Source organism: Candidatus Allofournierella excrementigallinarum, from assembly GCF_944388085.1.
GTDB classification, from domain to species: Bacteria; Bacillota; Clostridia; order Oscillospirales; family Ruminococcaceae; genus Allofournierella_A; species Allofournierella_A excrementigallinarum.
The window spans coordinates 1-26,465 of record NZ_CALXHK010000014.1 but is presented as its reverse complement, the minus strand read 5'-3'; the positions used below and the strand labels follow the sequence as shown (position 1 = coordinate 26,465).

At 64.3% G+C, this 26,465-nt stretch carries 26 protein-coding genes; 16 read left to right on the top strand and 10 right to left on the bottom strand.

The features are described from left to right. The first annotated feature begins 3 nt into the window (after nt 1–3). The 4 genes from ACH2AT_RS04205 (at nt 4) to ACH2AT_RS04190 (ending at nt 2,855) form a co-directional block, all read left to right on the top strand. Nucleotides 4–723 (top strand): RsmE family RNA methyltransferase, encoded by a 720-nt coding sequence (locus ACH2AT_RS04205; RefSeq protein ID WP_394963920.1) that lies wholly within the window; start codon nt 4–6, stop codon nt 721–723. A gap of 86 nt (nt 724–809) precedes the next feature. After that, nucleotides 810–1,055, top strand: coding sequence for a hypothetical protein (locus ACH2AT_RS04200; RefSeq protein WP_394963918.1), 246 nt, complete (start codon nt 810–812; stop codon nt 1,053–1,055). A 58-nt stretch (nt 1,056–1,113) separates the two neighbouring features. After that, nucleotides 1,114–1,812: a TVP38/TMEM64 family protein gene (locus ACH2AT_RS04195; RefSeq protein ID WP_394963916.1), complete on the top strand. Its 699-nt coding sequence runs from the start codon at nt 1,114–1,116 to the stop codon at nt 1,810–1,812. 173 nt (nt 1,813–1,985) lie between these two features. Then, nucleotides 1,986–2,855: a DegV family protein gene (locus ACH2AT_RS04190; protein WP_394963914.1), complete on the top strand. Its 870-nt coding sequence runs from the start codon at nt 1,986–1,988 to the stop codon at nt 2,853–2,855. Between the two features lie 73 nt (nt 2,856–2,928). On the opposite strand, the gene ptsP is transcribed toward ACH2AT_RS04190, so the two are convergent. The 6 genes from ptsP to ACH2AT_RS04160 form a co-directional block, all read right to left on the bottom strand. Next, nucleotides 2,929–4,638 carry a phosphoenolpyruvate--protein phosphotransferase gene (gene ptsP / locus ACH2AT_RS04185; protein WP_394963912.1) on the bottom strand — a complete coding sequence of 570 codons (1,710 nt, stop codon included), beginning with the start codon at nt 4,636–4,638 and terminating at the stop codon, nt 2,929–2,931. 28 nt (nt 4,639–4,666) lie between these two features. Next, nucleotides 4,667–4,930 (bottom strand): HPr family phosphocarrier protein, encoded by a 264-nt coding sequence (locus tag ACH2AT_RS04180; protein WP_394963910.1) that lies wholly within the window; start codon nt 4,928–4,930, stop codon nt 4,667–4,669. A gap of 68 nt (nt 4,931–4,998) precedes the next feature. After that, nucleotides 4,999–6,993: a fructose-specific PTS transporter subunit EIIC gene (locus tag ACH2AT_RS04175; protein ID WP_394963908.1), complete on the bottom strand. Its 1,995-nt coding sequence runs from the start codon at nt 6,991–6,993 to the stop codon at nt 4,999–5,001. Nucleotides 6,994–7,045: 52 nt separating this feature from the next. Then, nucleotides 7,046–7,945 carry a 1-phosphofructokinase gene (gene pfkB, locus ACH2AT_RS04170; protein WP_394963906.1) on the bottom strand — a complete coding sequence of 300 codons (900 nt, stop codon included), beginning with the start codon at nt 7,943–7,945 and terminating at the stop codon, nt 7,046–7,048. After that, a complete protein-coding gene (locus ACH2AT_RS04165) occupies nt 7,942–8,697 on the bottom strand; it encodes a DeoR/GlpR family DNA-binding transcription regulator (protein WP_394963904.1) in 756 nt (251 codons plus the stop codon). Before ACH2AT_RS04165 ends, pfkB begins: the two co-directional genes overlap by 4 nt. Nucleotides 8,698–8,952: 255 nt before the next feature. After that, on the bottom strand, nt 8,953–9,105 hold the full coding sequence (locus tag ACH2AT_RS04160) for a hypothetical protein (protein WP_394963902.1): 153 nt from the start codon (nt 9,103–9,105) through the stop codon (nt 8,953–8,955). Nucleotides 9,106–9,176: 71 nt separating this feature from the next. On the opposite strand from ACH2AT_RS04160, the gene ACH2AT_RS04155 reads away from it, so the two are divergent. Then, nucleotides 9,177–10,058, top strand: coding sequence for a Cof-type HAD-IIB family hydrolase (locus ACH2AT_RS04155; RefSeq protein ID WP_394963900.1), 882 nt, complete (start codon nt 9,177–9,179; stop codon nt 10,056–10,058). A 75-nt stretch (nt 10,059–10,133) separates the two neighbouring features. Here the strand turns inward: ACH2AT_RS04155 and ACH2AT_RS04150 are convergent, their stop codons facing one another. Further along, nucleotides 10,134–10,850, bottom strand: coding sequence for a GntR family transcriptional regulator (locus ACH2AT_RS04150; protein WP_394963898.1), 717 nt, complete (start codon nt 10,848–10,850; stop codon nt 10,134–10,136). 274 nt (nt 10,851–11,124) lie between these two features. Between ACH2AT_RS04150 and ACH2AT_RS04145 the strand changes: the two genes are divergently transcribed. Genes ACH2AT_RS04145 through ACH2AT_RS04105 form a run of 9 tightly spaced genes read left to right on the top strand, consistent with a single transcriptional unit; the run spans nt 11,125 to nt 19,563 of the window. Beyond that, a complete protein-coding gene (locus tag ACH2AT_RS04145) occupies nt 11,125–11,931 on the top strand; it encodes a sugar phosphate isomerase/epimerase family protein (RefSeq protein WP_394963897.1) in 807 nt (268 codons plus the stop codon). A 2-nt stretch (nt 11,932–11,933) separates the two neighbouring features. Beyond that, nucleotides 11,934–12,758, top strand: coding sequence for a sugar phosphate isomerase/epimerase family protein (locus tag ACH2AT_RS04140; RefSeq protein ID WP_394963895.1), 825 nt, complete (start codon nt 11,934–11,936; stop codon nt 12,756–12,758). 31 nt (nt 12,759–12,789) lie between these two features. Continuing rightward, nucleotides 12,790–13,611, top strand: coding sequence for a carbohydrate ABC transporter permease (locus tag ACH2AT_RS04135; RefSeq protein ID WP_394963957.1), 822 nt, complete (start codon nt 12,790–12,792; stop codon nt 13,609–13,611). A gap of 35 nt (nt 13,612–13,646) precedes the next feature. Next, complete coding sequence (locus ACH2AT_RS04130) at nt 13,647–14,948, top strand: ABC transporter substrate-binding protein (protein ID WP_394963893.1); 1,302 nt, start codon at nt 13,647–13,649, stop codon at nt 14,946–14,948. A 57-nt stretch (nt 14,949–15,005) separates the two neighbouring features. Next, the gene (locus ACH2AT_RS04125; RefSeq protein ID WP_394963891.1) at nt 15,006–15,887 is read left to right on the top strand and encodes a carbohydrate ABC transporter permease; all 882 of its coding nucleotides are present in this window, start codon (nt 15,006–15,008) and stop codon (nt 15,885–15,887) included. Nucleotides 15,888–15,917: 30 nt separating this feature from the next. Next, complete coding sequence (locus ACH2AT_RS04120; RefSeq protein WP_394963889.1) at nt 15,918–16,739, top strand: TIM barrel protein; 822 nt, start codon at nt 15,918–15,920, stop codon at nt 16,737–16,739. Between the two features lie 14 nt (nt 16,740–16,753). Further along, a complete protein-coding gene (locus tag ACH2AT_RS04115) occupies nt 16,754–17,626 on the top strand; it encodes a sugar phosphate isomerase/epimerase family protein (RefSeq protein WP_394963887.1) in 873 nt (290 codons plus the stop codon). Then, nucleotides 17,619–18,635 (top strand): SIS domain-containing protein, encoded by a 1,017-nt coding sequence (locus ACH2AT_RS04110; RefSeq protein WP_394963885.1) that lies wholly within the window; start codon nt 17,619–17,621, stop codon nt 18,633–18,635. The genes ACH2AT_RS04115 and ACH2AT_RS04110 overlap by 8 nt, the downstream gene beginning before the upstream one ends. Nucleotides 18,636–18,657: 22 nt before the next feature. After that, the gene (locus ACH2AT_RS04105) at nt 18,658–19,563 is read left to right on the top strand and encodes a PfkB family carbohydrate kinase (RefSeq protein WP_394963883.1); all 906 of its coding nucleotides are present in this window, start codon (nt 18,658–18,660) and stop codon (nt 19,561–19,563) included. A 97-nt stretch (nt 19,564–19,660) separates the two neighbouring features. On the opposite strand, the gene ACH2AT_RS04100 is transcribed toward ACH2AT_RS04105, so the two are convergent. Both ACH2AT_RS04100 and ACH2AT_RS04095 read right to left on the bottom strand, forming a co-directional pair. Continuing rightward, nucleotides 19,661–21,286 (bottom strand): phosphoenolpyruvate--protein phosphotransferase, encoded by a 1,626-nt coding sequence (locus tag ACH2AT_RS04100; RefSeq protein ID WP_394963881.1) that lies wholly within the window; start codon nt 21,284–21,286, stop codon nt 19,661–19,663. Between the two features lie 42 nt (nt 21,287–21,328). Further along, nucleotides 21,329–22,477: a patatin-like phospholipase family protein gene (locus ACH2AT_RS04095; RefSeq protein WP_394963879.1), complete on the bottom strand. Its 1,149-nt coding sequence runs from the start codon at nt 22,475–22,477 to the stop codon at nt 21,329–21,331. 267 nt (nt 22,478–22,744) lie between these two features. Between ACH2AT_RS04095 and ACH2AT_RS04090 the strand changes: the two genes are divergently transcribed. Beyond that, entirely contained in the window at nt 22,745–24,847 is a 2,103-nt protein-coding gene (locus tag ACH2AT_RS04090) for a sodium-translocating pyrophosphatase (RefSeq protein ID WP_394963877.1), read from the top strand. 50 nt (nt 24,848–24,897) lie between these two features. Here the strand turns inward: ACH2AT_RS04090 and ACH2AT_RS04085 are convergent, their stop codons facing one another. Beyond that, nucleotides 24,898–25,029: a hypothetical protein gene (locus ACH2AT_RS04085; protein WP_394963876.1), complete on the bottom strand. Its 132-nt coding sequence runs from the start codon at nt 25,027–25,029 to the stop codon at nt 24,898–24,900. A gap of 239 nt (nt 25,030–25,268) precedes the next feature. Here ACH2AT_RS04085 and ACH2AT_RS04080 point away from each other — a divergent pair. Next, nucleotides 25,269–26,465: hypothetical protein (locus tag ACH2AT_RS04080; protein ID WP_394963874.1), on the top strand; the 1,197-nt coding region annotated here is incomplete at its 3' end.

The following is a 26,465-nucleotide window of genomic DNA, read 5'->3' as shown; positions in this document are numbered from 1 at the left end:
AAGATGCCCCACCGCTATTTTGCTTCGGAATTCACCGAAACCACCGCCGCCCTCACCGGCCAAAACGCCCGTCACCTGGGCCGGGTGATGCGGGCAAAACCCGGCGACGCGGTCGTTTTGTGCGACGGGGCGGGCTTTGACTACACCGCCGCCGTCACCTCCGTGGCCCCCGACCGGGTGGAGCTGCGCCTGCTGGAAAAGCGCCCCACCGCCGCCGAGCCCTCGGTGGAGGTGACCCTCTTCGCCGGCTACCCCAAGCAGGATAAGCTGGAGTTCATCGTCCAGAAGGCGGTGGAGCTGGGCGCGGTGCGGGTGGTGCCCTTTTTCAGCCGCTTCTGCGTGGCCGCCCCCAAAAAAGAGGAGCAGAAGAACGCCCGCTACGCCCGCATCGCCGCCGAGGCGGCAAAGCAGGCGGGCCGGGGCCTCGTGCCCGCGGTGGAGCTGCCCCTGGACATCAAGGACCTGCCCGCCCGCTTTGACCAGTTCGACCTGGTGCTCTTTTTCTACGAGGGCGGCGGCGGGAGCCTGCGCACGCTGGTGAAGGATCAAAAGCGCATCGCCCTCATCACCGGGGCCGAAGGGGGCTTTTCCCCCGAGGAGGCGGCGGCCCTCACCGCCGCCGGCGCGGTGCCGGTGGGCCTGGGCAGGCGCATCCTGCGCTGCGAGACCGCCCCGGTGGCGGGCCTCGCCGCGGTGATGACCCTGGCCGGCCAGCTGGAATGAGCCCGGGCGGCGCATAGCCGCGCATCTTTTGTGGAACACTACGGGTGGTTTTATACCACACATCGTTCTGCAAAGGAGCATCGTTTATGAAACGCATCGTGACCGTGGCGGCGGCTCTGGCCCTGACGCTGAGCCTCGCCGGCTGCTGGGGCGGCGACAAGCCCGCCTCCAGCACAAAGCCCACCCCCACCCCCTCCGCCCGCAGCAGCGCCCCGGGCGGCTCGTCCATGGAAGGCGGCATGTCCGGCTCCGCCGGCACGTCCGGCAGCGGCAGCCTTGCCGCCAGCGAGGGCATGGGCAACAGCGCCGTCACCTCCGGCAGTGCCGGCTGACCGCATCCGCCGGCCCGGCGCCTTTGGGGCGCCGGGCCGCACTCTTTGGGAGGAGCCTATGAACAAAAGCAAAAAACAGCTTGCCTCGGCGGCGGTGCTGGCGCTGCTGTGCGCCGGGTGCGCCGCGGTGGCGGTGGCCTTCCGCCACGAGATCTGGGCCCTCATCACCAGCCAGACCGCCCGGGACGAATTTGTGGAGTGGGTGCGCTCCCACGGCGTGTGGGGCATGCTTGTGTTCCTGGGGCTGGAGGTGTTTCAGATCGTGGTGGCCGTTGTGCCCGGCGAGCCGGTGCAGATCATGGCCGGCGCGCTCTACGGCCCGGTGGGCGGGCTGCTGCTCTGCCTTGTGGGCATCCTCATCGGCAGCACCCTGATCTACTTTTTCGTGCGGGCCCTGGGGGCCAAAGCGGTGGACCCGGCGGTGCTGCACAAATACCGCTTTTTGCAGGATGAAAAGCGGGTCCGCAGCGCGTTGTACTTACTCTTTTTCCTGCCCGGCATGCCCAAGGACCTGCTCACCTACATCGGGCCCTTCCTGCCCCTGAAGCCCCGGCAGTTCCTGTTCATCTGCACCCTGGCCCGCTTCCCCGCCCTGCTGGCCAGCACCGTGGCGGGCGACAGCCTCTTCGAGGGCAACATCGTGCTGCCCCTGGTGCTGGGGGCGGTCACCGGCACGCTGGGCCTTGCGTGCATCCGGGGCGAACAGCGCATCGTGGACTGGCTGCACCGCCGCCGCGACAGGCTGGCGCCAAAATGAAACCAGCCGCCTCAACGCCGGCGCGTCGCGGGAGCCCCGCCTCCCCCGCCCCGGCAGGGGGCGGCTTTCTTGCCGCGCCGCCCCGTTAAAAAAACAACGGCGGGCCTTTTCAAAACCGGCCCGCATGTGGTACAATTTCCCCATAAGCCACAGAAGAGGAGTGTGTGAAAACGATGGCTGAATACGTATTGTTCACCGAGTCCACCGCCGACCTGACGGCGGAGCTCGTCCGGCAGCTGGGCGTGGAAGTGCTGCCCATGCTTTTTTCCCTTGACGGCAAGGAGTACCGCAACTACCCCGACAACCGGGAGCTGGATCCCCATGCCTTTTACGACGCCCTGCGCGCCGGCGGCATGAGCACCACCAGCCAGATCAACCAGGCCGCCTTTGAGGAGGCCTTCTCCCCCGTGCTGGAAGCGGGCAAGGACATCCTGTACCTGGCCTTTTCCAGCGGCCTGTCCGGCACCTACCAATCCGCCTGCCTGGCGGCGGAGGAGCTGGCGGAAAAGTATCCTGAGCGCACCGTGCGGGTGATCGACACCCTGCAGGCCAGCATGGGCGAGGGCCTGGCGGTCTACTACGCCGCCACCCTGAAGAACGAGGGCAAGAGCCTCGAGGAAGTGGCCGGCTGGTTCGAGGCCAACAAGATGCGGGTGTGCGCCTGGTTCACGGTGGACGACCTGATGTTCTTAAAGCGCGGCGGCCGCCTGGGCGGCGGCGCCGCTGTGGTGGGCACGCTGCTGGGCATCAAGCCGGTGCTGCATGTGGACGACGAGGGCCACCTCATCGCCATGGAAAAGGTGCGCGGCCGCCGCGCCAGCCTGGACGGCCTGGTGAAGCACTTCGCTTCCAGCGACGTGCCCCCCGCCGAGCAGGTGGTGTTCGTCAGCCACGGCGACTGCCCCGAGGACTGCCAGTATGTGGCCGACCGCTGCAAGGCCCTGGGCGCGAAGGAAGTGCACATCGGCACCATCGGCCCGGTCATCGGCGCCCACTCCGGCCCCGGCACCGTGGCGCTCTTCTTCCTGAGCGCAAAACGATAAACAGGCAAAAAAAGCGCCCCCCTTGCGGGGGGCGCTTTTTTTGCTGTGCAAACGGGCCAGCGCACTGCCCCGCTTACTCCCGTTTCATCGAGCCAAGGCAGCCCAGGATGCTCTCGGCGGCGCTGAGCTTCATGGCCTCCTTTTCGGCGAAGGCCGCGTCGGCGGCGCTCCACAGGCTGATGGACCGCTTGACGGCCAGGATGGAGCTGGCGCTCACGCTGAATTCGTCCAGGCCCCAGGCCAGCAGCAGCGGCAGCAGCGCCGGGTCGGCAGCGGCCTCGCCGCACATGCCCACCGGGATGCCGGCCGCCTTGGCCGCGGCGATGACGCTCTTGATGCTGCGCAGCACCGCCGGATGGAACACGGTGTAGAGCTTTGCCACCTTGGCGTTGCCCCGGTCCACCGCCAGGGTGTACTGGGTCAGGTCGTTGGTGCCGATGGAAAAGAAGTCCGCCTCCTGGGCCAGCAGGTCCGCCACCAGGGCGGCGGCGGGGGTCTCGATCATCACGCCCACCTTGATGTCCGCGTCAAAGGCCTTGCCCTCGGCGGCAAGCTCGCCCTTGGCCTTTTCCAGCAGGGCCCTGGCCGCCCGCAGTTCCTCCACGCCGGTGATGAGCGGCAGCATGATGCGCACGTTGTGCTTTTCCGCGCCCGCCTGCAGCAGGGCCCGCAGCTGGGTCATATAAAGGTCGGGATTGTCCAGGCAGTAGCGGATGGCCCGGTGCCCCAGGAAGGGGTTTTCCTCCTTGTCCATGCCGAGATAGGGCACATCCTTGTCGCCGCCCACGTCCAGGGTGCGGATGATGACTTCGCCCCCCGCGAACTGGGCCGCTGCCTGCCGGTAGGCCGCCAGCTGTTCTTCCTCGGTGGGGGCCGCGTCCCGGTCCATGAACAAAAACTCGGTGCGGAACAGCCCGACGCCCTCCGCGCCCTTTTCCAGGGCGGCAGCGGCGTCCTCCGGGCGGCCGATGTTGGCGTAGAGCGCCACCGGGCGCCCGTCGGCGGTGACGGTGGGCTTGCCCAGATATTCCTTCAGCACCGCGCGCCGGGCCTCAAAGGCCTTCCGCCGCGCCTCGTAGTCCTTCACCGTGCGCTCGTCCGGGTCCACATAAACGTGGCCCAGCTCGCCGTCCATGGCGATCTTCGCGCCGGGGGCGATGGCCGAAAGCGCCCCCGGCACGCTGAGCACCGCGGGGATCTCCAGCGCCCGGGCCAGAATGGCCGAGTGGCTGGTGGCGCCCCCCGTCTCGGTGATGATGCCGGCGATGTTCTCCCGTTTGAGGCCCACCGTCATGCTGGGGGTCAGGTCATGGGCCACGATCACCGTGCCCGCCGGGGCGGCGGCCAGGTCCTGGTCCTCCCGGCCCAGCAGGGTCTTGAGCAGCCGGTCCCGCAGGTCGGCCACGTCGGCGGCCCGCTGGCGGGTCAGTTCGTCCTCCACCGCGCTGAACATGGCGATGAAGCTGCCGCACACCGCGTCCACCGCGGCCTCGGCCACCGCGCCGCCCTCGATCTGCTCGTTCATCTGGCCCACCATGAAGGGGTCGGCCAGCATCATGATCTGGCCGGAGAGGATCTGGGCCGCGTGCTCGCCCACCTGGCTGGTCATGGCCTGGGCCATGGCGGCCAGCGTGTCGCTCACCGATTTGGCGGCCGCGGCAAGGCGCGCCTTTTCCTGTTCGGCTCCGGCGTACTGCACGCCGGACCAGTCCAGCGCCTGGGTCTGCACCACCAGCGCCGTGCCCAGGCCCACGCCCGCGCAAACGCCCGTTCCCTTCAGCATGTCGAACCTCTCCTTCCCTTTTTTGTGGTTACTCGCCCAGGCCGCTTTCGATCAGGCGCACGGCCTCCAGCAGGGCGGCCTCCTCGTCGGGGCCGCTGCACTGCACTTCCACCTCGGTGCCGCACTTGATGCAGGCGGCGATGAGGTTCATGATGCTCTTGGCGTTCACGGTCTTGCCGTTCGCCACCAGGTTCACGTCGCTGTCGAACTTCATCATGGCGTTGGCGAACATGCCGGCGGGCCGCATGTGCATGCCCATGGGGTTGGTGATCGTGGTTTTAGTCGAGACCATTTTGATCCTCCTTTTTGTTCGTTGGTTTTACAGCGGGGGCGCTGCCGCCCCCGCGGGGTGCAAAGGGTTCAGGCTTCCTTGTTCTTCTTCAGCACCGCCAGCAGGGCCATGCCCACGGCGCTGCCTGCCGCCAGGCTGAGAAGATAGCCCATCACATTGCTGACCACGGGGAAGACGAAGATGCCGCCGTGGGGGGCCATCAGGCCGCAGCCGAAGACCATGGACAGAGCGCCGGCCACCGCGCTGCCCGCAACGCAGCTGGGGATGACCCGCAGGGGGTCGGCGGCGGCGAAGGGGATGGCGCCCTCGGTGATGAAGCACAGGCCCATGATGTAGTTCACCACGCCGGACTTGCGCTCGTCGGCGGTGAACTTCTTCTTGAAGAAGGTGGTGCACAGGGCGATGGCGATGGGGGGCACCATGCCGCCCACCATGACGCTGGCCATCATCTGGTACTCGATGGCGCCCTGGCCCAGGCCCGCCGCCAGGGCGGTGGCGATGGCGCCGGTGCCGGTGACGTAAGCGGCCTTGTTGAAGGGGCCGCCCATGTCGATGCTCATCATGCCGCCCAGAACAGCGCCCAGCAGCACCTTGCTGGTGCCGCCCAGGCCCGCCAGAAAGCCGGTGAGGCTGGCGTTCAGCGCGCCCACGATGGGGCCGAAGGCGCACATGAACAGGCCCATGAACAGAACGCCCGCCACGGGGTAGAGCAGGATGGGCTTGATGCCCTCCAGGCTGCGGGGCAGCTTTTCGCACAGCTTTTCAAAGGCCAGCATGAAGTAGCCGCCCACAAAGCCCGCCAGCAGCGCGCCCAGGAAACCGGAGGAAACGGGGTCGGCGGTGCCGGCGATGGTGGCGAAGCTGGTGCCCGCGGCGGCCATGCTGCCGCCCACGAAGCCCGCCACCAGACCCGGACGGTCGGCGATGCTCATGGCGATGTAGCCCGCCAGGATGGGCAGCATGAAGTTGAAGGCCACGCCGCCCACCGTCTTGAAGAAGGCGGCCACGGGGGTGCCCATGCCGAAGTTGGCGGCGTTGTTGGGGTCAAAGGTGTCCAGCAGGAAAGCCAGGGCGATGAGGATGCCGCCGCCGATGACGAAGGGCAGCATGTGGGAAACGCCGTTCATCAGGTCCTTGTAGGTCTTGCGGCCCAGGGATTCCTTCACGGTGGAGGCAGCCTCCACGGCCCCGGCTCCGCCCTGGTGGTGGTAGACGGGAGCCGCGCCCGCCGCCGCCTTCTTCACCAGTTCCTCCGCCTTGTGGATGCCGTCGCTCACCGGCACGAAGAGGACGGGCTTTGAGTCGAACCGGGCGGTCTCCACGTTCTTGTCGGCGGCCACGATGATGCCGTCAGCCGCGGCGATCTCGGCGGCGGTCAGGGCGTTCTTCACGCCGCCGGAGCCGTTGGTCTCCACCTTCACGGTGATGTTCAGGGCCTTGCCGGCCTTCTCCAGGGCCTCGGCGGCCATGTAGGTGTGGGCGATGCCGGTGGGGCAGGCGGTGACGGCCAGCACCCGGTACTCGGCGCCCGCGTTCCTGGCGGCCTTGGCGGCGGCTTCCTCGGCGGTGTCCACCGATTCAACGCCCGGCACGCCGGTCTCGCCGTACTTGGCGGCCTCGGCCTTGTCGATCACCGCCAGAAATTCCTCGGCGGTCCCCGCGGCCCGCAGGCCGCGGGTGAACTCCGGGTCCATCAGCAGCACCATCAGGCGGCTGAGGATCTCCAGATGGAGGTTGCCGTCCAGGGGGGCGGCGATCATGAAGAACAGGTCGCTGGGCTGGCCGTCCATGGCGCCGTAGTCCACGCCCTGGCTGAGGGTCATGGCCGCGAGGCCGGGGTTCGAAACCGCCTCGCTCTTGGCGTGGGGCACGGCGATGCCCGCCTCGATGGCGGTGCTGCTCTGGGCCTCGCGGGCCAGGATGGCCTCCCTGTAGGCGGCTTTGTCCGCCAGGTGGCCGCCGGCGGCCTGCAGGTCGATCAGGGCGTCGATGGCGCCCGCCTTGTCGGCGGCCTGACCGCCCAGCAGGATGCTCTGGGGTTTGAGCAAGTCTGTGATGCGCATGTTGTTCCTTCCTCTCTCTATCTCTAAAAGCTAAGGCTCTGCCCGCTCAGGGTCAGCGATCCAAAAGGGCCTCGATCTCGGCCCGGGTGGCAAGGGCGTCGGAGAAGGCGGTGGCGCTGCCGCAGGCGGAGCCCAGGCGCAGGGCCCAGGCGTAGTCGCCCTTTTCCAGCCAGCCGGCCAAAAAGCCGGCCACCATGGAATCGCCCGCGCCCACCGAGTTCTTCACCTTGCCCTTAAAGGCTTCCAGCCGGTGCACGTTGCCGCCCTCATCCAGCAGCAGCGCGCCGTCGCCCGCCATGCTCACCAGCACGTTGCGCGCGCCCTTCTGCTGCAAAAGGCGGGCGCACTCCGCGATCTCCCCGTCGGAGGAAAGGGTGCGGCCGAAGATCTCGCCCAGCTCGTGGTCGTTGGGCTTGATGAGGAACGGGCGGTAGGGCAGCACCTTCACCAGCAGCTCGCCGGTGGCGTCCACCGCGCAGAGCACCCCTTTCGGGGCCAGCCGCTCCAGGATGCGCTGGTAGATGTCGCTGGGCAGGCTGGCGGGAATGCTGCCCGCCAGCACCAGCACGTCGCCGGCGGCGAGGCGCTCCAGTTTCCGGAACAGCTCTTCCAGCGCCCCGGCGGGGATGGCCGGGCCCTGGCCGTTGATCTCGGTCTCCACGGAGGCCTTGATCTTGACGTTGATGCGGGTCAGCCCCTCGGGCAGGCGGATGAAATCGGCGCGCACCCCCCGGCGGGCCAGCCCTTCCTCCAGGGCCGCGCCGGTGAAGCCCGCCACGAAGCCCAGGGCCACGCTCTGGACGCCCAGCTGGCCCAGCACGCAGGAGACGTTGATGCCCTTGCCGCCCAGCTGGATGTCCTCGCTCTCGGTGCGGTTCACCTCCCCCGGCGCAAAGGCCGGCAGGCGCACCACATAGTCCAGCGCGGGGTTGAAGGTCACGGTGTAGATCATTGGTCAGGCTCGACCTCCTTGATGACGGCATGTTTTGCGTAAACTTTGTCCGGCAGGCGGTCGGTGATGATGCAGCCCCGCTCAAGAGGGGCCACCGTCACCGCCGAGACGCGGCCGAACTTGGAGGAATCCGCCAGGATGTAGCTCACATAGGCCTGGTCCATGGCGGTGGATTTCACCAGCGCCTCCTCCGGGTCGGGGGTGGTGTAGCCCTGGCCCAGGGCGATGCCGTTCACCCCTAAAAAGGCTTTGGTGAAGTTGTAGCGGGAAAGGCCCTGCACCGCCGCGGCGCCCACGATGGCCTCGGTGCCCGGCTTGAGCATGCCCCCCGGCACATAGGCCTTGAAGCCCTTCTGCACCAGTTTCTGGGCGTGCATCACGCCGCTGGTCACGATCACCGCGCCCCCCGGCTGCAGAAAGTCCAGCATCATCAGGGTGGTGCTGCCCGCGTCCAGAAAGACCACGTCGTCCGGCTGGATCTGCTTTGCCGCATAGCGGGCGATGGCCTGCTTTTCGGCCACGTGCAGCTGCTCCTTGGCGCTCATGGCCGCTTCGCCCGCGTCGAAGGCCTCTTCCCGGGCCACCGCGCCGCCGTGCACCTTATTTAGTTTGCCCTGCCCGGCCAGAAGTATCAGATCCCGCCGGATGGTGGACTCGGATGCGTCCAGCGCCTGGGCCAGCTCGGTGACGGTGGCCGCCCGCTTTTTGTGCAGCAGCTCCTGGATGGCCGCGAACCGCTCCTCTGCCAGCATTTCCCTCACTTCCTTTCTTCTGCCTTCACTATACCACGGAAAATAATCAAAATCAAGCAAATTCATTCAAGATAACGCACAAATTTCACGGCGGGTTTTGGATAGTATGCACAGTTTTGACTGGATTATCTTGAAATGCCGACGGATTTCACCCGCTTGTGGATGAAATCGCCAAAAATCGAGCACGTTCGCGCACGCAAAGCGCAAAAAAGTCCCGGCACGCAGCGTGCCGGGACCTGAAGGTTTGATGGGGGGTCAGTCCGTTTCGGGGGCGGTCAGGTCTTCCTCCAGCAGGCGGGCCTTCACCTGCAGCAGGCTGGCCGCCTCGGTGGAAAAGCAGCGCACGCCCTGCCGGGCATAGCGCACCACCTGGTTGGGGCTGCCCGCGTGCACCCCGCAGATGCACACCGCAACAAAGGCCTCTTGTCAAAAATATTATAATATGTTATATTATAATATAATATAAACTGAGGACGGGGGTGGGACAGTTGCCCTACGCACTTGCGGCATTTGATCTGGATGACACGTTGCTCCGGGAAGACGGATGCATGTCTGCATTCACCCGCGACTGCCTGCGGCAGGCCCAGGCGCAGGGACTGCGCATCGCGCTCGCTTCCGGGCGCCCCGTGCAGGCGATGGAGCGGATTGCCGACGAGCTGGAAATGGCGGCGCACGACGGGTTTCTGATCGCGTTCAACGGGGCGCAGATCGTTTGCTGTTCCACCGGCGAGCAGCTCTATTCCTGCATGCTGGACCGGCCCGACCAGCTTTGGCTGTGTCAAAAGGCCCGGGAGTGGGGGGCTTTCGTTCACGTTTACGACGGCTCGCGCTTGCTGACTCCCCAGGCGAATGAATACACGGATATCGAAAGCCGCTTGACTGGGCTGGAGGCGGTGGTGTGTCCGGATCTGCCCTTTGTCATTCCGCCTTATACGCCCAAGGTTTTGATGATGCAGGCGCCGGCCCGCCTTGCGGAGATCGAGCGCCAGCTGGCCGGGCAGGCCTGCGGGCGTTTTGCGCTCTGCCGGTCCAAGCCCTATTTTCTGGAGTGTGTGCGGCCCCAAGTGTGCAAGGGCGCCGCTCTGAAACAGCTTTGCGCCCACCTGCGAGTCCCGCTGCCACAGACCATTGCAATGGGGGACAGCTACAACGATCTTTCGATGCTGCAGGCTGCCGGTGTTGGCGTGGCCATGGGAAACGCCCCCGCCGCAATCCGAGAGAAGGCAGACCTGGTGACGGACACCTGTGCCCGCGACGGCGCCGCCCAGGCACTGTGCCGGCTGCTCCAGGGCGAAGCGTGGCCCTCCGAAGCCTTCCCCACAGGGGGCGCCACCCGAGGCGTTTTGCATAGCGCCCCATGACCGCAAAAAGGCCCCGGCGCCCAAGGGCGCCGGGGCCTTTTTGCGCTGGCGAGGCCGCCATGCGGCCGTTTTGCCTCAAATGTAAAACTTGAGGCGCTCGGTGCAGTAGACCTGCTTGGAGAAGAAAAGAGGCTTGCCCTCGCTGTCCAGCTGATAGTCGGTGAACAGCAACAGAGGGGAGCCTCGCTTCACGTTGAGCAGGGCCGCCTCCTCTTTGTTGGCGGTGCACACGTCCAGGCTGCGGGCCTGTGTCACGATGGAATACCCATGTTGATGCAGGATGCTAAACAGCGAGCCGGAAAGATCTTCCTTTTCCAGAAAAGACAAACAGGGGGCGTAATAATTGCTCTCGATCAGGATCGGTTCGTTGTCGGCAAAGCGGAGCCGGCGGGAGAGTAGTGTCGGCTCCCCGTCCCGCAGCTGCAAAAAGGACTGCACCTTCGGAGAGGGCAGAACATACTCCAGCGTCAGCAGCGTCGTTTTGGGGATCTTGCCACTTAGATAGCAAGACTGGGTAAAGCCGTGGGAATCATCCGCTTGATAGGCATCCTTCGGTTTGCACACAAAGGTCCCTTTGCCCTGTGCCCGCTCCAGCACCCGGTCTTCCACCAGCTCAGAGATGGCGGCGCGGATGGTTATGCGACTGACGCCATACTCCTGTATCAGCTCGTTTTCGGTGGGGATCTTATCACCAGGCTTTAACTCGCCGTTGGCGATGCGGTTTTTTAAAATGGTGTAGACCTGCTTATAAAGGGGCGTGCTGCTGCTGGGATTCAATTTCTGCGGCGCCATAAAGACAACCTCCACTCCCATCCGACCTCTTCCGTTCGTGAACGGAAGCTTATGATATTATAATACGATACAAAATAGGCAACAGTCAACTAAAAGTGAGTCGAAATTTGCGCCATATATCGGATTAACTAAAAAATTTATTTCCAAATTATTGAAAAAGCACATTTTTTCCCATTATCTTGACAGACAAAAAGTTTAAATGTAATATAATGTTATAGAACGTTTTGGAGCGGAGGGAAATATGAAACATCTGAAGTTCTGTCAACTGGCGCCCATGAACATTCATTTCGTGCAGTTTCCTCTGGAATATTTCCTCGACACCGTGGCCGCGCTGGAACTGGAGCGCATAGAGCTGTGGGGCGGCGGGCCGGAGGTTTGCATTGACACGCTTTCCTACTTTCGCGTGCGGCAGATCAAAAAGATGGTGGAGCAGCGGGAGTTGACGATCGCCTGCTTCACACCGGAGACCTGCTTTTACCCCATCAACCTGGCCTCGCCGGACCAGGAAACGCGAAACAGGAGCCTTCGCTACTGCCTGCGGGGCGTGGACATCGCGGCCGAGCTGGAAGCGCCGCTGATGCAGGTGGTCAGTGGGAAGGGGTATTTCGACGAGCCAAATGACCAAGCTTGGGATCGGGCTCGTGAAAGCCTCAGCCTGCTGGCGGAGCGGGCGCACCAGTGCGGCGTTCAGCTCACCCTCGAGCCACTTTCGCCTTACGAGTCGAACCTGGTAAACAGCCTGCACGCGGCCAAAACGATGCTTGCCCAGATCGGCTCGCCCTGTCTGGGGATCAACGTGGACACAGTGCCCGCAGACCTCACTCATACCCCACTGCAGGACTACTTTGACCAGCTGGGCGCGGCAATCAACCACTTCCATTTTTGCGACCGGACCGAGCAGACGGGGTGGGTCCCCTGCGGCGACGGCCAAATGCCGCTCAAAGAGCTGCTGGAGGTCATGGACCGGAACGGGTACGGCGGCTCTCTGGGCCTGGAGATCTGCGGCTCTGCCTATTACAAAGACCCCGCAGCGGCCCTGCAGCGAGCGGCGGGCCGGCTGCAAATGTATATGGAGGGATGAAGATGGTGAATCTGAGCTTTTCACAGGTGGCGGCAATGAACGAACACTTCGTTCTCCACACCTTCTCGTCCTTCCTGGACAGCGCCGAGCGCAGCGGTATCCGCAAAATCGAGCTGTGGGCAGGACTGCCGCATCTTTATGCGCCGGACACAACGCCCCAAAAGGTGAACGACATCGCCCGCCAGCTTCGCCGGCGACAGATAGAGCTGATCTGCTACACGCCCGAACAATGCGTATATCCTTTCAACATTGCCGCAAAGGACCCGGAGCTTCAAAAGTACAGCCTGGAATACTTTTTGCGGAACCTAAAGATCGCCGCCGCGCTCGAATCGCCCCTGTTCCAGATCGTACCCGGCTGGGGGATGCGCACGGAACCGCGGCAGGAGGCGCTGAAGCGAAGTCTGGAGTCTGTGAGCGTGATCTGCCAGGAGGCGGAGCGGCTGGGCATCCGGGTAGTGCTGGAAGCGCTGGAAGATGAGGAGTCGAACTTGATCCGCACCGCGACGGAACTGCGGGAGGCCATCGATCAAGTGGGGGCGAAAAACCTAGGCGCGATCGTAGATACCTGCCCCATGGCTGCGGCGGGCGAGGACCTCGAGGTATGTTATCAGGTCCTTGGCGATAAGCTTTGGCACGCTCACTTCATCGATTCCGCCCATCAGGCCTGGGGAGATGGAGCTTTCCCGCTGGAGCGCTGGCTGCGCCAGCTCGACGAACGTCGCTACAAAGGTATTCTGACAATGGAGATCTTAAACGACCGTTATCTGCTCGACCCATCGACGGCGCTGGAAAAAAGCGCACGAGCGCTGCGTTCGCTTCTCTCTTGAGAACGCAGAAAGGAGGATTTCCGTGTTAAAGATGCGTACACGCAAACGGATTGCCGACGCGTTCACCTATGCGGCGCTGATCTTAATATCCCTGTTTTTCCTGCTGCCCATTCTTTGGGTACTGCGCACTTCACTGGTCACCAAGCAGATCGCCTACCAGATCCCGCCTGACTGGAGCGCACCGTTCACGCTGGACAACTACATCACGATCTTCCGCGAGAACAACTTCGGCCAGTATTTTTTGAACAGCCTGATCGTTTCGCTCGCCAGCACGCTGATCTCCATCGCTCTCGGGTCCATGGCCGCCTATTGGCTGGCCCGCAGAAAGTCCAAGGGGATCGGCCTGCGCGTGGGGGTGCTCTCGGTGCAGATGCTGCCAGCCATCGTACTGGTGATCCCGCTGTTCAACGTTATGACGAACATCGGGCTGAAAAACACCCATTTAGGGCTTATAATCACCTACTTGAGCTTCAATCTGCCCTATGTGATCTGGATGCTGCTGAGCTTTATCGAGAGCGTGCCGGAGGAACTGGATGATGCGGCGGAGATCGACGGTTGTTCCAAGTTCCAAACCTATGCGCGGGTCGTGTTTCCCATCATCGCGCCAGGGATCATCGCCGCCGGCGTGCTGAGCTTTTTGAACTCTTGGAACGAGTTCATGTTCGCACTGGTACTGACAGGCAACGAGACCAGAACGATCCCGGTGAGCGTGGCGGCGATGGAGACCCAGCAGGGCGTGCAGATCGCCGAGCTGTGCGCGTCGGTAATCGTGGTGATCATCCCGGTGGCCGTGCTGTCGTTGTTCGTTCGCAAGTACCTGGTTCGGGGGCTTGCTTTCGGTTCGATCAAGTAAACCGCAATACATCACACGCACAAGGAGGTAAAAACATGAAATCGAAACTGTTGAAAAATGCATTGGCGATAGGCCTGGCGGTCGTCATGAGCATCGGCGTTGCCGGATGCGGGGCAGGCGGAGCCTCTGTTTCGCAGCCGCAGGAAAAGGTCGACGCCATCCACATTCTGATGGAGGCCGTGCCGGACACCACATATGTACAGGAAGCCGCCGAAAAATTCACCGAGCAGACCGGCGTGAAGGTGGAGATCGAGGCGGTCAACTACCAGACGATGCACGAGAAAATCGTCACGGAGATGACTGCGGCCACCAGCAGCTACGACGTGGTCATTTGTGACCACAGCTGGATCGGCGAGTTCGCGGAAGCGGGCTGGGTGATTCCTCTCGACAACTACATCGAGTCCTCCGGCTTTGACACCAGCGTGTATCTGGATTCCGTCAAGCAGATGATGAGCTGTGCTTCCGACCCTGACACCACCTACTTCATCCCCTTCTGCACCTATACCTATGCCCTTTTGTACCGCACCGATGTGTTTGAAAACGAGGAATACGCCGCTGCCTACAAAGAGGCGACCGGCGAGGACTTTGGTGTGCCCGCTACCATTGAAGAGTATGTGAATGTGGCCAAATTCCTAACCTCCTACACCGACACAGAACTCTACGGCGCGGCCATGCAGGCCCAACGCTCCGACCCCATCACCATGGAGTACACCAATTTCCTGTTCGGCAACGGCGGCGACTATTACGACGAAAGCGGCAACATTGCCATCAATTCTCCCGAGGCAGTGCAGGCCTTGGAGTACTATGTGGATTGCGTTAACAACGCCGCCCCCGAAGGATCTGCCGGCTTTGGCTTCGACGAGACCCTGGCGGTCTTCTCCAGCGGCAAGGCCGCCATGTACATCGGCAATTACTGGATGATCCCGCAGCTGGCCGGCACCGAGGTGGAGGGCAAAGTGTATCTTACCGACGCGCCCGGTGGCCATTCCAACAACGGCGGTTGGGGCTGGGGTATTCCCAGCAACGCCAAAGACAAGGATACCTCCTGGCAGTTCATCGAGTACATCGAGTCCTTCGAGGTAGCCAAAGAGCGGGCCATCAAGGGCGGCTCTCCCACCCGTTCCGACGTTTTCAGCGATCCTGACGTACTGGCCGCCTGGCCCTATTACCAGGACGCTTTGACCATCATCTCCAACGCCAAGGCGCTGCCCCGCATGCCGGAGCTGCCGCAGATCCTGGAGATCCTCGGCCGCGAGCTCTCGGAAGCGGTCGCCGGTTCGAAGAGCCCGCAGGAGGCGCTGGACACCGTTGCCCAGGAAATGGAAGCCATGACCTGATGGCACGCGCAAAGCCCACGAACATGTAAGACGCACTAAGACAAAGGAACGCCAATCATGAACAAATCAAAACGGCTCGGGAAGCGAAACCGGCGGGACATGGCCATCCTGTTCCTGCCAGCGATGCTCTGCATCGCCGCGGTGGTCGTTTTTCCGCTGGCTTATTCCCTGATCCTCAGTTTTACAGACACCAACCTACGATCCCAGGGGCTGGGAGACTTTGTGGGGCTGAAAAACTATGTCACCGCCCTTACCGACGAATACTTCCGCAAGTCCATTTTCACAACGCTGAAATACACCGTCGTTTCGGTGGTGTTTGAGCTGTGTTTCGGGTACCTCATCGCGGCGCTGCTCAACCGCGTCGGGCGGGGCAGGGAGCTGTTTTTCTCCATCATCATCGTTCCCATGATGATCTCCTGCGTGGCGGTGGGCATGATTTGGCGTCTGCTCCTGCACCCGGAACTCGGCATCGTCAACTATGTGATCGAGTGCCTGGGCGGAACGGGACGGGCATGGTACGGTGACGCGTCACTGGCGCTGGGCACGTTGATCTTCATTGACGTCTGGCAGGAAACGCCCTACATGTCCCTGCTGATCCTCGCGGGGCTGGTGTCGCTTCCCAAGGACCCCTACGAGGCAGCGATCATCGAGGGTGCCAACAGGGTGCAAACGTTCTGGCGCATCACGCTGCCGCTGATGAAACCCACGCTCATCGTGGCCACGCTTCTGCGGGCCATCGGCGCGCTGAAGACCTACGATCTGGTGTATGTGGTCACCAAGGGCGGCCCGGGGGTCAGCACCGAGGTGATGACCTACAACATCTACAAACAAGCCTATCAGTATCTGAACACCGGGCGTGCGGCGGCAATGTCGTACATCCTGCTGCTGATCGTTATGGCGATCAGTGTGTTCTTTGTCAAGATGAGCCGCCGTGAGTGAGGCGGGCGCCCTGCCAAGGAGGGAGATACGTTGCAACTGTCCTTTTTGAGTTATCTGTTCCGCCGCTTCCCGCTGGAATACAGCTTCGCGGCGGCGGGCCGCTATGGCTTTGACGGTGTGGAGATCTGGGGAGCCAGGCCTCACGCGTATCCTCCCGACCTTGGTGCCGGCGAGATCGCGGATATCCGACGCGCCGCACGCGAAAACCGGGTGCGCATCTCCGCCTACACCCCGGAGCTTTTAGCCTATCCTTACAACCTCGTGTCACCGCTGGAAAAGGAGCGGGAAGAGACGCAGCAATATCTGGCAAGGGCGCTGGAAATCGCAGCGGAGCTGGAGGCCGAGAGGGTATTGTTCACCCTGCCACATCCGGGCTATGCCGCTCGCCGCGAAAAGGTGCTGGCGGAAGCGGTGCAGCGCCTTAAGCGGCTGAGCGACCTGGCGCAGCGGCTGGGAGTGAAGCTAATGCTTGAGACCCTTTCCCCCTCGGAGAGCAGCCTGATCACCACGGCGGACGAGGCGCAGGACCTTTTGGAACGGGTGGCGAGCGACGCCATGACGGTGATGCTGGACCTGGTCCCGCCCATCATCGCCAATGAACCGCTGGCTAGCTATCTTGACCGCTTCGCGGGTCGGCTGGACTATGTACATGTCTGCAACAGCGACGGGGCGAGTGAATTCCATGCGGAGCTGGGGCGGGGGGTACTACCGCTGCAGGATGTATTCGCTGTTTTGCAGCAGCACAGTTTTGACGGCTGGTATTCCATCGAACTGCTGAGCCCCTATTTCCGGGACCCCGAATTGTATCTGGCAAACAGCAAGCGGTTGATGGATTCCTTTTTGGAGAACTAAAAGGGGGGCATCGCATGAAAAAGATCGAAGCGGATCAGATCGCCGTCATGAGTATCCACTACCAGTTTTACCCGCTGGCCCGTTTTTTTGACACCGCACGAAGGCTGAACGCGAACGCAGTGGACCTGTGGGCGGGATATCCGCACTTGCTGTTGGACAAGGACTGGGAGCCCGCCGCACGTGCGGTGCGCACGGCGGCGGACGAGCGGGGCCTGCGCATCATCTGCTGCACGCCGGAGCAGGTGCGCTACCCGCTGAATCTGGCGTCCACGGAGCCGGGGGTGCGTGCACGCACGCTGGAATACCTAAAGCGCGGCGTGGACGCGGCTGGCGTACTGGGCGCGGGGATGGTCCAGGTGGTTCCGGGCTACGGCTGGTACGATTCGCCCAAGACCGCCGCCTGGAGCGCGCTGGTCGGCTCACTTTCGGAGTTGTGCAGCTATGCCTCGCAGCGGGACGTCACCGTGCTGCTAGAACCGCTGCAGATCATCGAGTCCAACCTGGTGAACGACCGCTATGACGCGCAGAACATCCTGCGGGATGTGGGCAGCGACGCGCTGAAGATCGTGGTCGACACTACGCACATGTCTGTGCGCGGCGAATCTTTGGAGGAATATTTCGACCTGTTGGGTGACGGGATCGGCCATATCCACCTGAATGAATCCGATCAAGTGCCGTGGGGCCAGGGAACGCTGGACCTGGGGCATTTTCTGGAGGTTCTGTCACGGTATGACTACGACAAGTTCTGCACACTAGAGATTTGTTCGTTGCCTCACTACGTGGACGCGGACCGTGCCTTGCAGGAAAACGTGAACTATGTGCAAAACAAACTGGCGGAGATCTTCCGCCCGTTTAATTTAAGCAATGGAGGAAAATACGATGTTTAACTTTGACGTGCCCCGCTATGAAAAGGTCGTGAACGACGCAATCGCCCTGCGCCCCCAAATCGAACAGGCTGTGGACGAGATCTGCCAACAGGGCTACAAAAACCTGTTCTTCATCGGCTGTGGTGGTACGTACGCCCATTCCCTGCCAATGAAATATTGGATGGACACCACTTCGCAGAAGATCTGTGTGCATTCAGTGATCGCTGCGGAATTCATGCTCATGGGCCACAAAGCTTTCTCTAAGGATTCCGTCTGCATCTTTTCCACTCGCAGCGGCAACACGAAGGAGATCGTTGCGGCCGCAAAATTCTGCAAAGAGGCGGGCGCCCGAACCCTGGTGTACGTCTCCAACGACAACACCCCCGTCTGCGAATATGCGGATTACAAGTTCTTCAGCTTTGCAGAGGACGATTGCCTGTGCGAAGCGATCTACACCTACACCATCACGCTGCTGGCCCGCTTCCTGAAAAACGCGGGCGAGTTCGACGGCTACGACCAATTCATGGAGCAGTATGCCCAGATCACACCCTACCTGCTGCAGGCCAAAGAGCAGTACGAGGGGCGATGCGCCGCAATGGCGGCCCATCACAAGGACACCGATTACCACATGGTGATCGGCTCGGGCATGCTGTGGGGGGAAGCGTACGACTATGCCATGTGCATCCTGGAAGAGATGCAGTGGATCAAGACCAAGTCGATTCACGCGGCGGAGTTCTTCCACGGCACACTGGAACTGGTGGAAAAGAACACCAGCCTCATCCTCTTCTATGGCGAGGACGAGACCCGGCCTTTGATGGACCGCGTGCTGGCGTTTGCCAAAAAGATCACCACCGAGATCAGCGTCTTCGACACCAAGGAAGTGGCGCTTCCCTTCACCGACCCGGCGTATCGCAAAATCGCCTCCCCGATGGTGATTTATGCCATCACCGAACGGTTGAGCTGCCATTTGGAGAAGGAGCGCAATCACCCGCTCACGGTGCGCCGGTACTATCGGCAGATGGAATACTGATCACGCAGAAAGGAGTCCTTCCATGCTCAGAGTGGTGGGGGTCGGCGACAATTTCGTAGACCGGTATTGGGACGAAAACACCATGTATCCCGGCGGGAACTCGGTCAACTTCGCGGTGTATGCCCGGCAGCAGGGCGTTTTCAGCGCATACTGCGGCGTGCTGGCCGAGGATCGCGAGGCCAGGCTGATCGAGCGGGCACTGGTGGAATATGGTGTGGAATACTCCCATTGTCTGCATCTGCCCGGCGGTGAGACGGGTATCGGCTCGATTCGGCTGATCAACGGCGACCGCGTCATCAGCGACGACAACGACGGCGGCAGTGTGCGCACCGATCCGCTGCCCATCACGGAGGAACTGCTGCTGTATCTCAAGACCTTCGATGTGATCCACATGTGCTGTTACGGGTATCTCGCCTCACAGCTGCACCGTATCGCCTCCACCGGCGTGCCCATCCTGTATGACTTTTCCGACCAGTGGGTGCGGGACGGGTTCGAGACGATCTGCGCGGACGTGAAGGTGGCGTTCCTGTCCGGCGGCGGCCGCTCTGCCGGCGAATTGGAAGATGCGCTGCGGCGCGCCTGCGGCTGCGGCGCAAAGATTGCCATTGCTACCATGGGCGGCGACGGCGCCATCGCGTGGGACGGCAAGCGGCTCTATCGCAAGCGGCCCTATGCGGTGAGCGCGGAGAAGCTGGACACGATGGGGGCGGGCGATGCCTTCCTTACCGGCTTTTCCGTGGCCTATTTCAGCGGACTCAAACTTCTGGACGCACTGGTGCGAGAGCGCTCTCTGGCGCAGAAGGACGCGGACGATTACCGGGAGCACCTTGTGGAATATGCGCTGTGCAACGGGAATCTGTGCGCCATGCGAAGCTGCTCCACCCGAGGCGCCTTCGGGATGGGGCAGCCGATCCAACCAGAAAGCTGACGCCCCGCACGGCAAAGAAGCGCACAAAGGAAGGCCGCCCTTTTCCAGGGCGGCCTTCCGGCGATTTTACGCGGAGCTGTTCGCAAGCGGCGGGCGCTCAGAGTTCGGCGGGGGGCTGGGTCAGGTCTTCCTCCAGCAGGCGGGCCTTCACCTGCAGCAGGCTGGCCGCCTCGGTGGAAAAGCAGCGCACGCCCTGCCGGGCATAGCGCGCCACCTGGTTGGGGCTGCCCGCGTGCACCCCGCAGATGCACACCGGCACGCCTGCCTGGGCGGCTGCCTCGATGACCATGCCCGCCAGACGGTGCACCGCCGGGCTGCGGTCGCCGAAAAGGTCGGAGAAGCGGCCGTCCAGCCGGTCGGCGGCATAGGTGTACTGCACCAGGTCGTTGGTGCCCAACACCAGGAAACGGCACCCGGCGGCCAGGATGTCCGCCGCCAGCAGGGCGGCGCTGGGGGTCTCCACCATGCAGCCGAACTCCATTTCCCCGTTGAACGCCACCCCCCGGCGGCGCAGGGTGCGGCGGGCCTTTTCCACATGATGCATGGCCCGCTGCCAGTCCTCCGGGCCGGACACCATGGGGATGGACACCCGCAGCGGCCCTTTGGCCCCCGCCCGCAGCAGGGCGCACAGCTGCTCCTCGAATATCTGGGGATGGGCCAGGCTCATCCGCAGGCCCCGCATGCCCAGGGCGGGGTTGGGGGAATCCTCGGTGAGGCCGGGCACGCTTTTGTCCGCGCCGATGTCGAAGGTGCACACCGTCACCGGCTTGCCGCCCGCGGCCTGCAGGCAGCTGAGGTAGAAATAATACTGCTCCTCCTCGCTGGGGATGCGCCCCGCCATGATGGAGAACTCGCTGCGCAGCAGGCCCACCCCCTCGGCGCCCGCCTGCATGGCCAGCTCCACGTCCTCGGGGCCGGAGCAGCTGGCCATCAGGGCCACATGGGTGCCGTCCTTTGTGCGGCAGGGCCCCGCGCCCAGGGCCGCCAGCCGCTTTTTCAGGATGGAAGCGCCCACGATGCGCCGCTGGGCGTCCTTGCGCGCAGCTTCGTCCGGCTCCAGGATGAGGCGGCCGTTGTCCGCGTCCAGCACCGCGCCGGCGGCGCAGTTCTGGCCCAGAAAGCCCGCCCCCAGCTGCACCACCGCGGGGATGCCCATGGTGCGGGCGATGATGGAGGCGTGGCTCTGGGCGCTGCCCCCGGCGCAGGCCACACCCAGCAGCATGCCCCGCCCGATGGACACGATGTCGCTGGGATAGACGTATTCGCTCACCAGGATGGAGGGCGTTTCCAGCCGCAGGGGGGTGCGGGGCCGCCCGTCCAGGATGTTCACCACCCGGCGGCAGGCGTCCAGCACGTCCACCGCCCGCTGGCGTATGTAGTCGTCGTCAGCGGCCTCGATGCGCCCGGCGTACAGCTGGGCCGCCCGCTCCACCGCGGGGGCCGCCCCCGCGCCGGCGGCGATGTAGGCCGCGATCTCCCGGTTGAGGCCGGGGTCGTCCAGCATCACCTGCTGGAACAGGAAGATGTCCTTGTCGGTGCCCACGGCGGCTTCTTCCAAAAGGCGGAGCTCGTCTTTTGCCAGCACCACCGCCGCGTTCAGCAGGGCCTGTTCCCGGCCGGGGGCCTGCACCACCCGCTCCAGGCCCGGCCCGCTGTGCTGCAGCCGCCGCACGGGCCCCATCACCAGGCCCGGCGACGCCATCGCGCCCTGATACATCTGCATGGATGCTCCCCCTTTCCTTCCAAGGCCCTTTAAAAAACGGCCTTACTGCCCGGTGAGAACAAAGCGCACCAGCGCTGTCAGAAATTCGCCCGGCGCCGCGGCGGACGCCGCCGCCTCCACCGGGCGCCAGCCCGCCTCCTGCCGCAGCAGCGGGTAGAAGCGGGCGGCGGCCTCGCCGTCGCTCTTTTGCAAAAAAGCCTCGCACAGCCCGTCGGCGGTGTAAACGCCCACCGGGTCCACCCCGGCCAGCTCGGCCGCCCGCTCCAGCGGGGCCAGCGCCCGGGCCTGCTCGGTGGCGCACCAGCGCTCCATGGGGCGCAGCGCCGCGCCCTCCGCCAGCGCCAGGGAGGGGCTGCGGCCGATGGCCGAGCGCAGCAGCCGGGCATAGGGCCGCACGAACCGCTCGGCCAGCTTTTTTTCCTCCCCCGCCCGCAGGGCGTAGGCGGTGCCCGCCAGCCGGCCGAACGCCCGGTAGCAGTCCTGATAGCCCAGGGCGATGTTCCGTTTCGCCGTGGCGGGCTCGAAGCGCAGGATGGGCCCCAGGTCCCAGTAGCTGCGCACGCAGGTGGTGGGCAGGCCGGTGAGGTTGGGCAGGGTCACGCCCACGCCGTCCACATCCACCGCCAGCAGCTCCTCCGCGCCCATCCGGGCCGCGAGGCCCAGGGGCATGTTGTCGGACCAGCCGCCGTCGATGTATTCCTCCCCGTCGATGGTGCGGGCCCGGAAGGCCGGGAAGCAGGCGGCCGAAGCCAGCATGTAGTCCGCCAGGCGGCCTTCCGGTATCTCCTCCAGCGTCAGCTTCAAAGGCCTCAGGGTGTTTTTCTGCACCGTCACCAGGCCGTAGCGCACCGGGCAGGCCCGCAGGGCCGCTTCGTCCACCGCCCGGCGCACGGTGGCCTCCAGCGGGGTCACGTCCATGCCGCCGTGCTCCACCGCCGCCTGCACAAAGTCGCCCCAGCCGGCGGGGCGGCCGTCCGGAGGCGGCTCCATCACCTGCCCGTTGCCGATGGTCAGCCACATCTCCTGGGCCAGCTCCCAGTTGTCCAGCGCGAAGAGCGCCCCGTTCAGGCACCCCACCGAGGTGCCCGCGATCACGCCGGGACGCCAGTCCAGTTCGGAGAGTGCTTTGTAGACCCCCACCTGATAGCTGCCTTTGGCGCCGCCGCCGGCCAGCACGAGCCCTTTTATCATTCCAGCGTCCTTTCCGGCCCGGGGGCCGCGTGTGATTTCTTTATTCCACCATATTATACCACGGAATTATGACGGAACAAAGACTGTGGCGGCGGAGAGGGTGGCCGAATTGACAAAATACGGCGCGGATTTTGCAAATTCCCTTGCTCTTTGCGGGAAAACAGGATATAATGAAACAGAAGCAGTGCGTCGTCCGGTAGCCTGCCGCAGAATGCGGCAGGCTGTTTTACACCGGGGCGCCAAGAGCTAAAGGAGGGTCTCATTTTTATGAACGCGATGTTCCTTGTGGCGGCGGGCGCGGTGCTGGCGCTGGTCTTTGCCGCCACCATGTTCCGGCGGGTGAAGGGCCAGCCCGCGGGAACGCCGCAGATGGAGAAGATCTCCAATGCGGTGAGCAGCGGCGCCACCGCCTATCTGAAGCGGCAGTACAAGGGCGTGGCCGTCTTCTTCGCGGTGGTTTTCTGCATCCTGCTGGCCATGGCCGCCATGGGCTTTTTGAGCTACTTCACCCCCTTCGCCTTCGTCACCGGCGGCTTCTTCAGCGGCCTGGCGGGCTTCATCGGCATGAAAACGGCCACCATGGCCAACTGCCGCACCGCCAACGCGGCCTCCGAAAGCCTGAACCGCGGCCTGCGGGTGGCCTTTTCGGCGGGCAGCGTCATGGGCTTCACCGTGGTGGGCCTGGGGCTTTTGGATCTGTCGTTCTGGTATTTCTTCCTGCGCTTCTGGTACACCGCCGTTGACCCGGTGGCCAGCACCGAGCTGCTGATCCAGAACATCACCTCCAACATGCTCACCTTCGGCATGGGCGCTTCCAGCATGGCCCTGTTCGCCCGTGTGGGCGGCGGCATCTTCACCAAGGCCGCCGACGTGGGCGCCGACCTGGTGGGCAAGGTGGAGGCGGGCATCCCCGAAGACGACCCCCGCAACCCCGCCGTCATCGCCGACAACGTGGGCGACAACGTGGGCGACGTGGCCGGCATGGGCGCCGACCTGTATGAGAGCTATGTGGGCTCCATCGTCTCCACCTGCGCCCTGGCCGTGGCCGCGGGCTACGGCGCGAGCGGCGTCAGCGTGCCCATGCTGCTGGCGGCGCTGGGCGTTCTGTGCTCCATCGTGGGCAGCTTCTTCGTCAAGACCAAGGAGGGCGCCAGCCAGAAAAACCTGCTCACCGCCCTGCGCACCGGCACCTACATCGCCAGCGCCCTCATCGCGGTGTGCGCCTGGTTCGCGGTGCACTGGCTGCTGCCCGCCGAGCACGCCACCGGTGTGTTCATCGCGGTGCTCAGCGGCCTGGTGGCGGGCGTTGCCATCGGCGCCATCACCGAGTACTACACCTCCGACACCTACAAGCCCACCCGGAACTTAAGCGCCTCCAGCGAGACCGGCAGCGCCACCGTCATCATCAGCGGCCTGTCCCTGGGCATGCTGAGCACCGTGGCCCCCGTGGTCATCGTGGGCGTGAGCGTTCTGCTGAGCTACTTCTGCGCCGGCGGCGTTTCCGACTTCAACATGGGCCTCTACGGCGTTGGCGTGAGCGCCGTGGGCATGCTCAGCACCCTGGGCATCACCCTGGCCACCGACGCCTACGGCCCCATCGCCGACAACGCCGGCGGCATCGCCGAGATGACCCACATGCCCGCCGAGGTGCGCCAGCGCACCGACGCGCTGGATTCCCTGGGCAACACCACCGCCGCCACCGGCAAGGGCTTTGCCATCGGCTCGGCGGCCCTCACCGCCCTGGCCCTCATCGCCAGCTACATCGACAAGGTGCATCAGATCAGGCCGGACATGGCCCTGGATCTGACCATCACCAACCCCACCACCCTCATCGGCCTGTTCATCGGCGGCATGCTGCCCTTCCTGTTCGCGGCGCTGACCATGGACGCGGTGGGCAAGGCGGCCCAGAGCATCGTGGTGGAGGTGCGCCGCCAGTTTTCCACCATCACCGGCCTGATGGAAGGCAAGGCGGAGCCGGACTACGCCCGCTGCGTGGACATGTGCACCCGCAGCGCCCAGAAGCTGATGCTGGCCCCCGCCCTCATCGCGGTCATCGTGCCCGTTGTGGTGGGCCTCATCCTGGGCGTGAACGGTGTGGCGGGCCTTTTGGCCGGCACCACCGTCACCGGCTTCGTGCTGGCCGTGATGATGGCCAACTCCGGCGGCGCGTGGGACAACGCCAAGAAATACATCGAGAGCGGCCAGCACGGCGGCAAGGGCAGCGACTGCCACAAGGCCGCCGTGGTGGGCGACACCGTGGGCGACCCCTTCAAAGACACCTCCGGCCCCGCCATCAACATCCTCATCAAGCTGACCAGCATGGTCTCCATCGTGTTCGCCGGCCTGATCGTGGCGGTGCACCTGCTGTAAAACGCGCGATCGGCAAAGGCGCCCCGGGACGAAACGTCCCGGGGCCTTTTTCATTCCAGCTTTTCCAAAAGCCGGGCCGTGGTCATAAAGCCGGTGCGCTCAAAGCGCCCCATCCCGAACAAACACTCCGGCGAGCGGGCGAGGCGGTTTGCGTGCTCCTCGCTGGTCATGGTGGCCTGCATGCCCGCCGCTTTCAGCGCCTTTTCCGCGTTCGGGTCCAGCGCGCCGTAGGGGTAGGCGAAGGAGGGCAGCAGCGCCGCGCCGCCGGGCCCGGCGGCCTTCCGGAGACGCCGCCCTGGTGCGGCTGAAGCTGACGGCGGAAAGCGCCTTCTTGAATGCGGGCCGCCCTGAACGGTCTTCTGTTTTTGCCCAGGATGTGCTATACTGGCACTGTAAAACGCACAATTGCGGGGTGCTTTGGATGACGGAAACGAAAAAACTGCGGGACCCGGAAAAGCTCTGGCAGGCTGCCGGCTGGCTGTGGCTGGCGGCGGCCTGGCTGGCGGGCATGGCCTTCCTGTGGCGCTGTGGCCACACCATGGTGGACAGCGACATGGCCTCCGAGATGGTGCTGGCGGACCTTCTGAACCGGGAGGGAGGCGTGATCTCCCGCAACTGGTACTACTCCACCGAGCTGCGGGTGTTCTGCCAGCAGCTGCTGTTCAAGCTGGGGCTGCTGGTCTTTCCCGCCAGCTGGCACGCCGCCCGGATGCTGGCCCAGGGGCTTCTGTCCGCCCTGCTGGCGGCAAGCTGCCTCTTCTTCGCCCGGGGCGCGGGGCTGTGGAAAAGCGCTCCCTGGGCGGCGGGGGCGCTGCTGTGCCCCTTCGGCTTCTGGCAGCTCTACCACGGGGTGTTCGGCGGCTTTTACTTCGTGCACATGACCTTTGTGCTGGCAAGCCTGGGCCTTGTGGTGCGCCTCGTCCGCCCCTCCTCCCGGCTGCGCGCCGGCCTTTTGGCGGCGGCGCTGGCGCTGGTGAGCTTTGCCGCCGGCCTCAACGGGGTGCGGCTGCTGATGAACCTCTATGTGCCGCTGGCGGCAGCCTGCTGTCTTTTGCTTGTGCTGCGCTTTGTGCAGGCCCCCCTGGGCCCCGGCTGGACGGCCCTGCCCCAGGTGCGGGCCTTCGCCGCCGCCCTCGTGGCGGGCGTCTGCTCCCTGGCGGGCTATGCCGTCAACAGCAGGGTGCTGGCGGGCAGCTATTTCTTCCAGGACCAGAGCGGCCGCAGCTGGACGGCCCTCTCCCTCACCAATCTGCTGACCACCTGGGGTGATTTCCTCGCCCTCTTCGGCTACCCGGCGGACCGCTGGCAGCAGGGAGCCACCGGCGCGGTGCCCCTGTTCTCCCTGCCCGGCCTGCTGGGCGCGGCGGGCGTCCTGCTGGCGGGGGCGGTGGTGGTCTCGCTGGTCTGGCTGCTGAAGCAGGGCGGCGCGCTGCCCTTCGCCCATCAGCTGACCGGCGTCACGCTGGCCGCCTGCCTGTTGGTGGACGGCCTCGCCTACGCCTGCATGAACGACATGAACGGCATCAACGGCAGCTACTGGCTGCTGGTGGCGCCGCTGGCCGTCGCGGCGGTGGCCGCGGCGGGGGAGATCGTCCCCCTGCGGCGGCCCGCCCTGCGC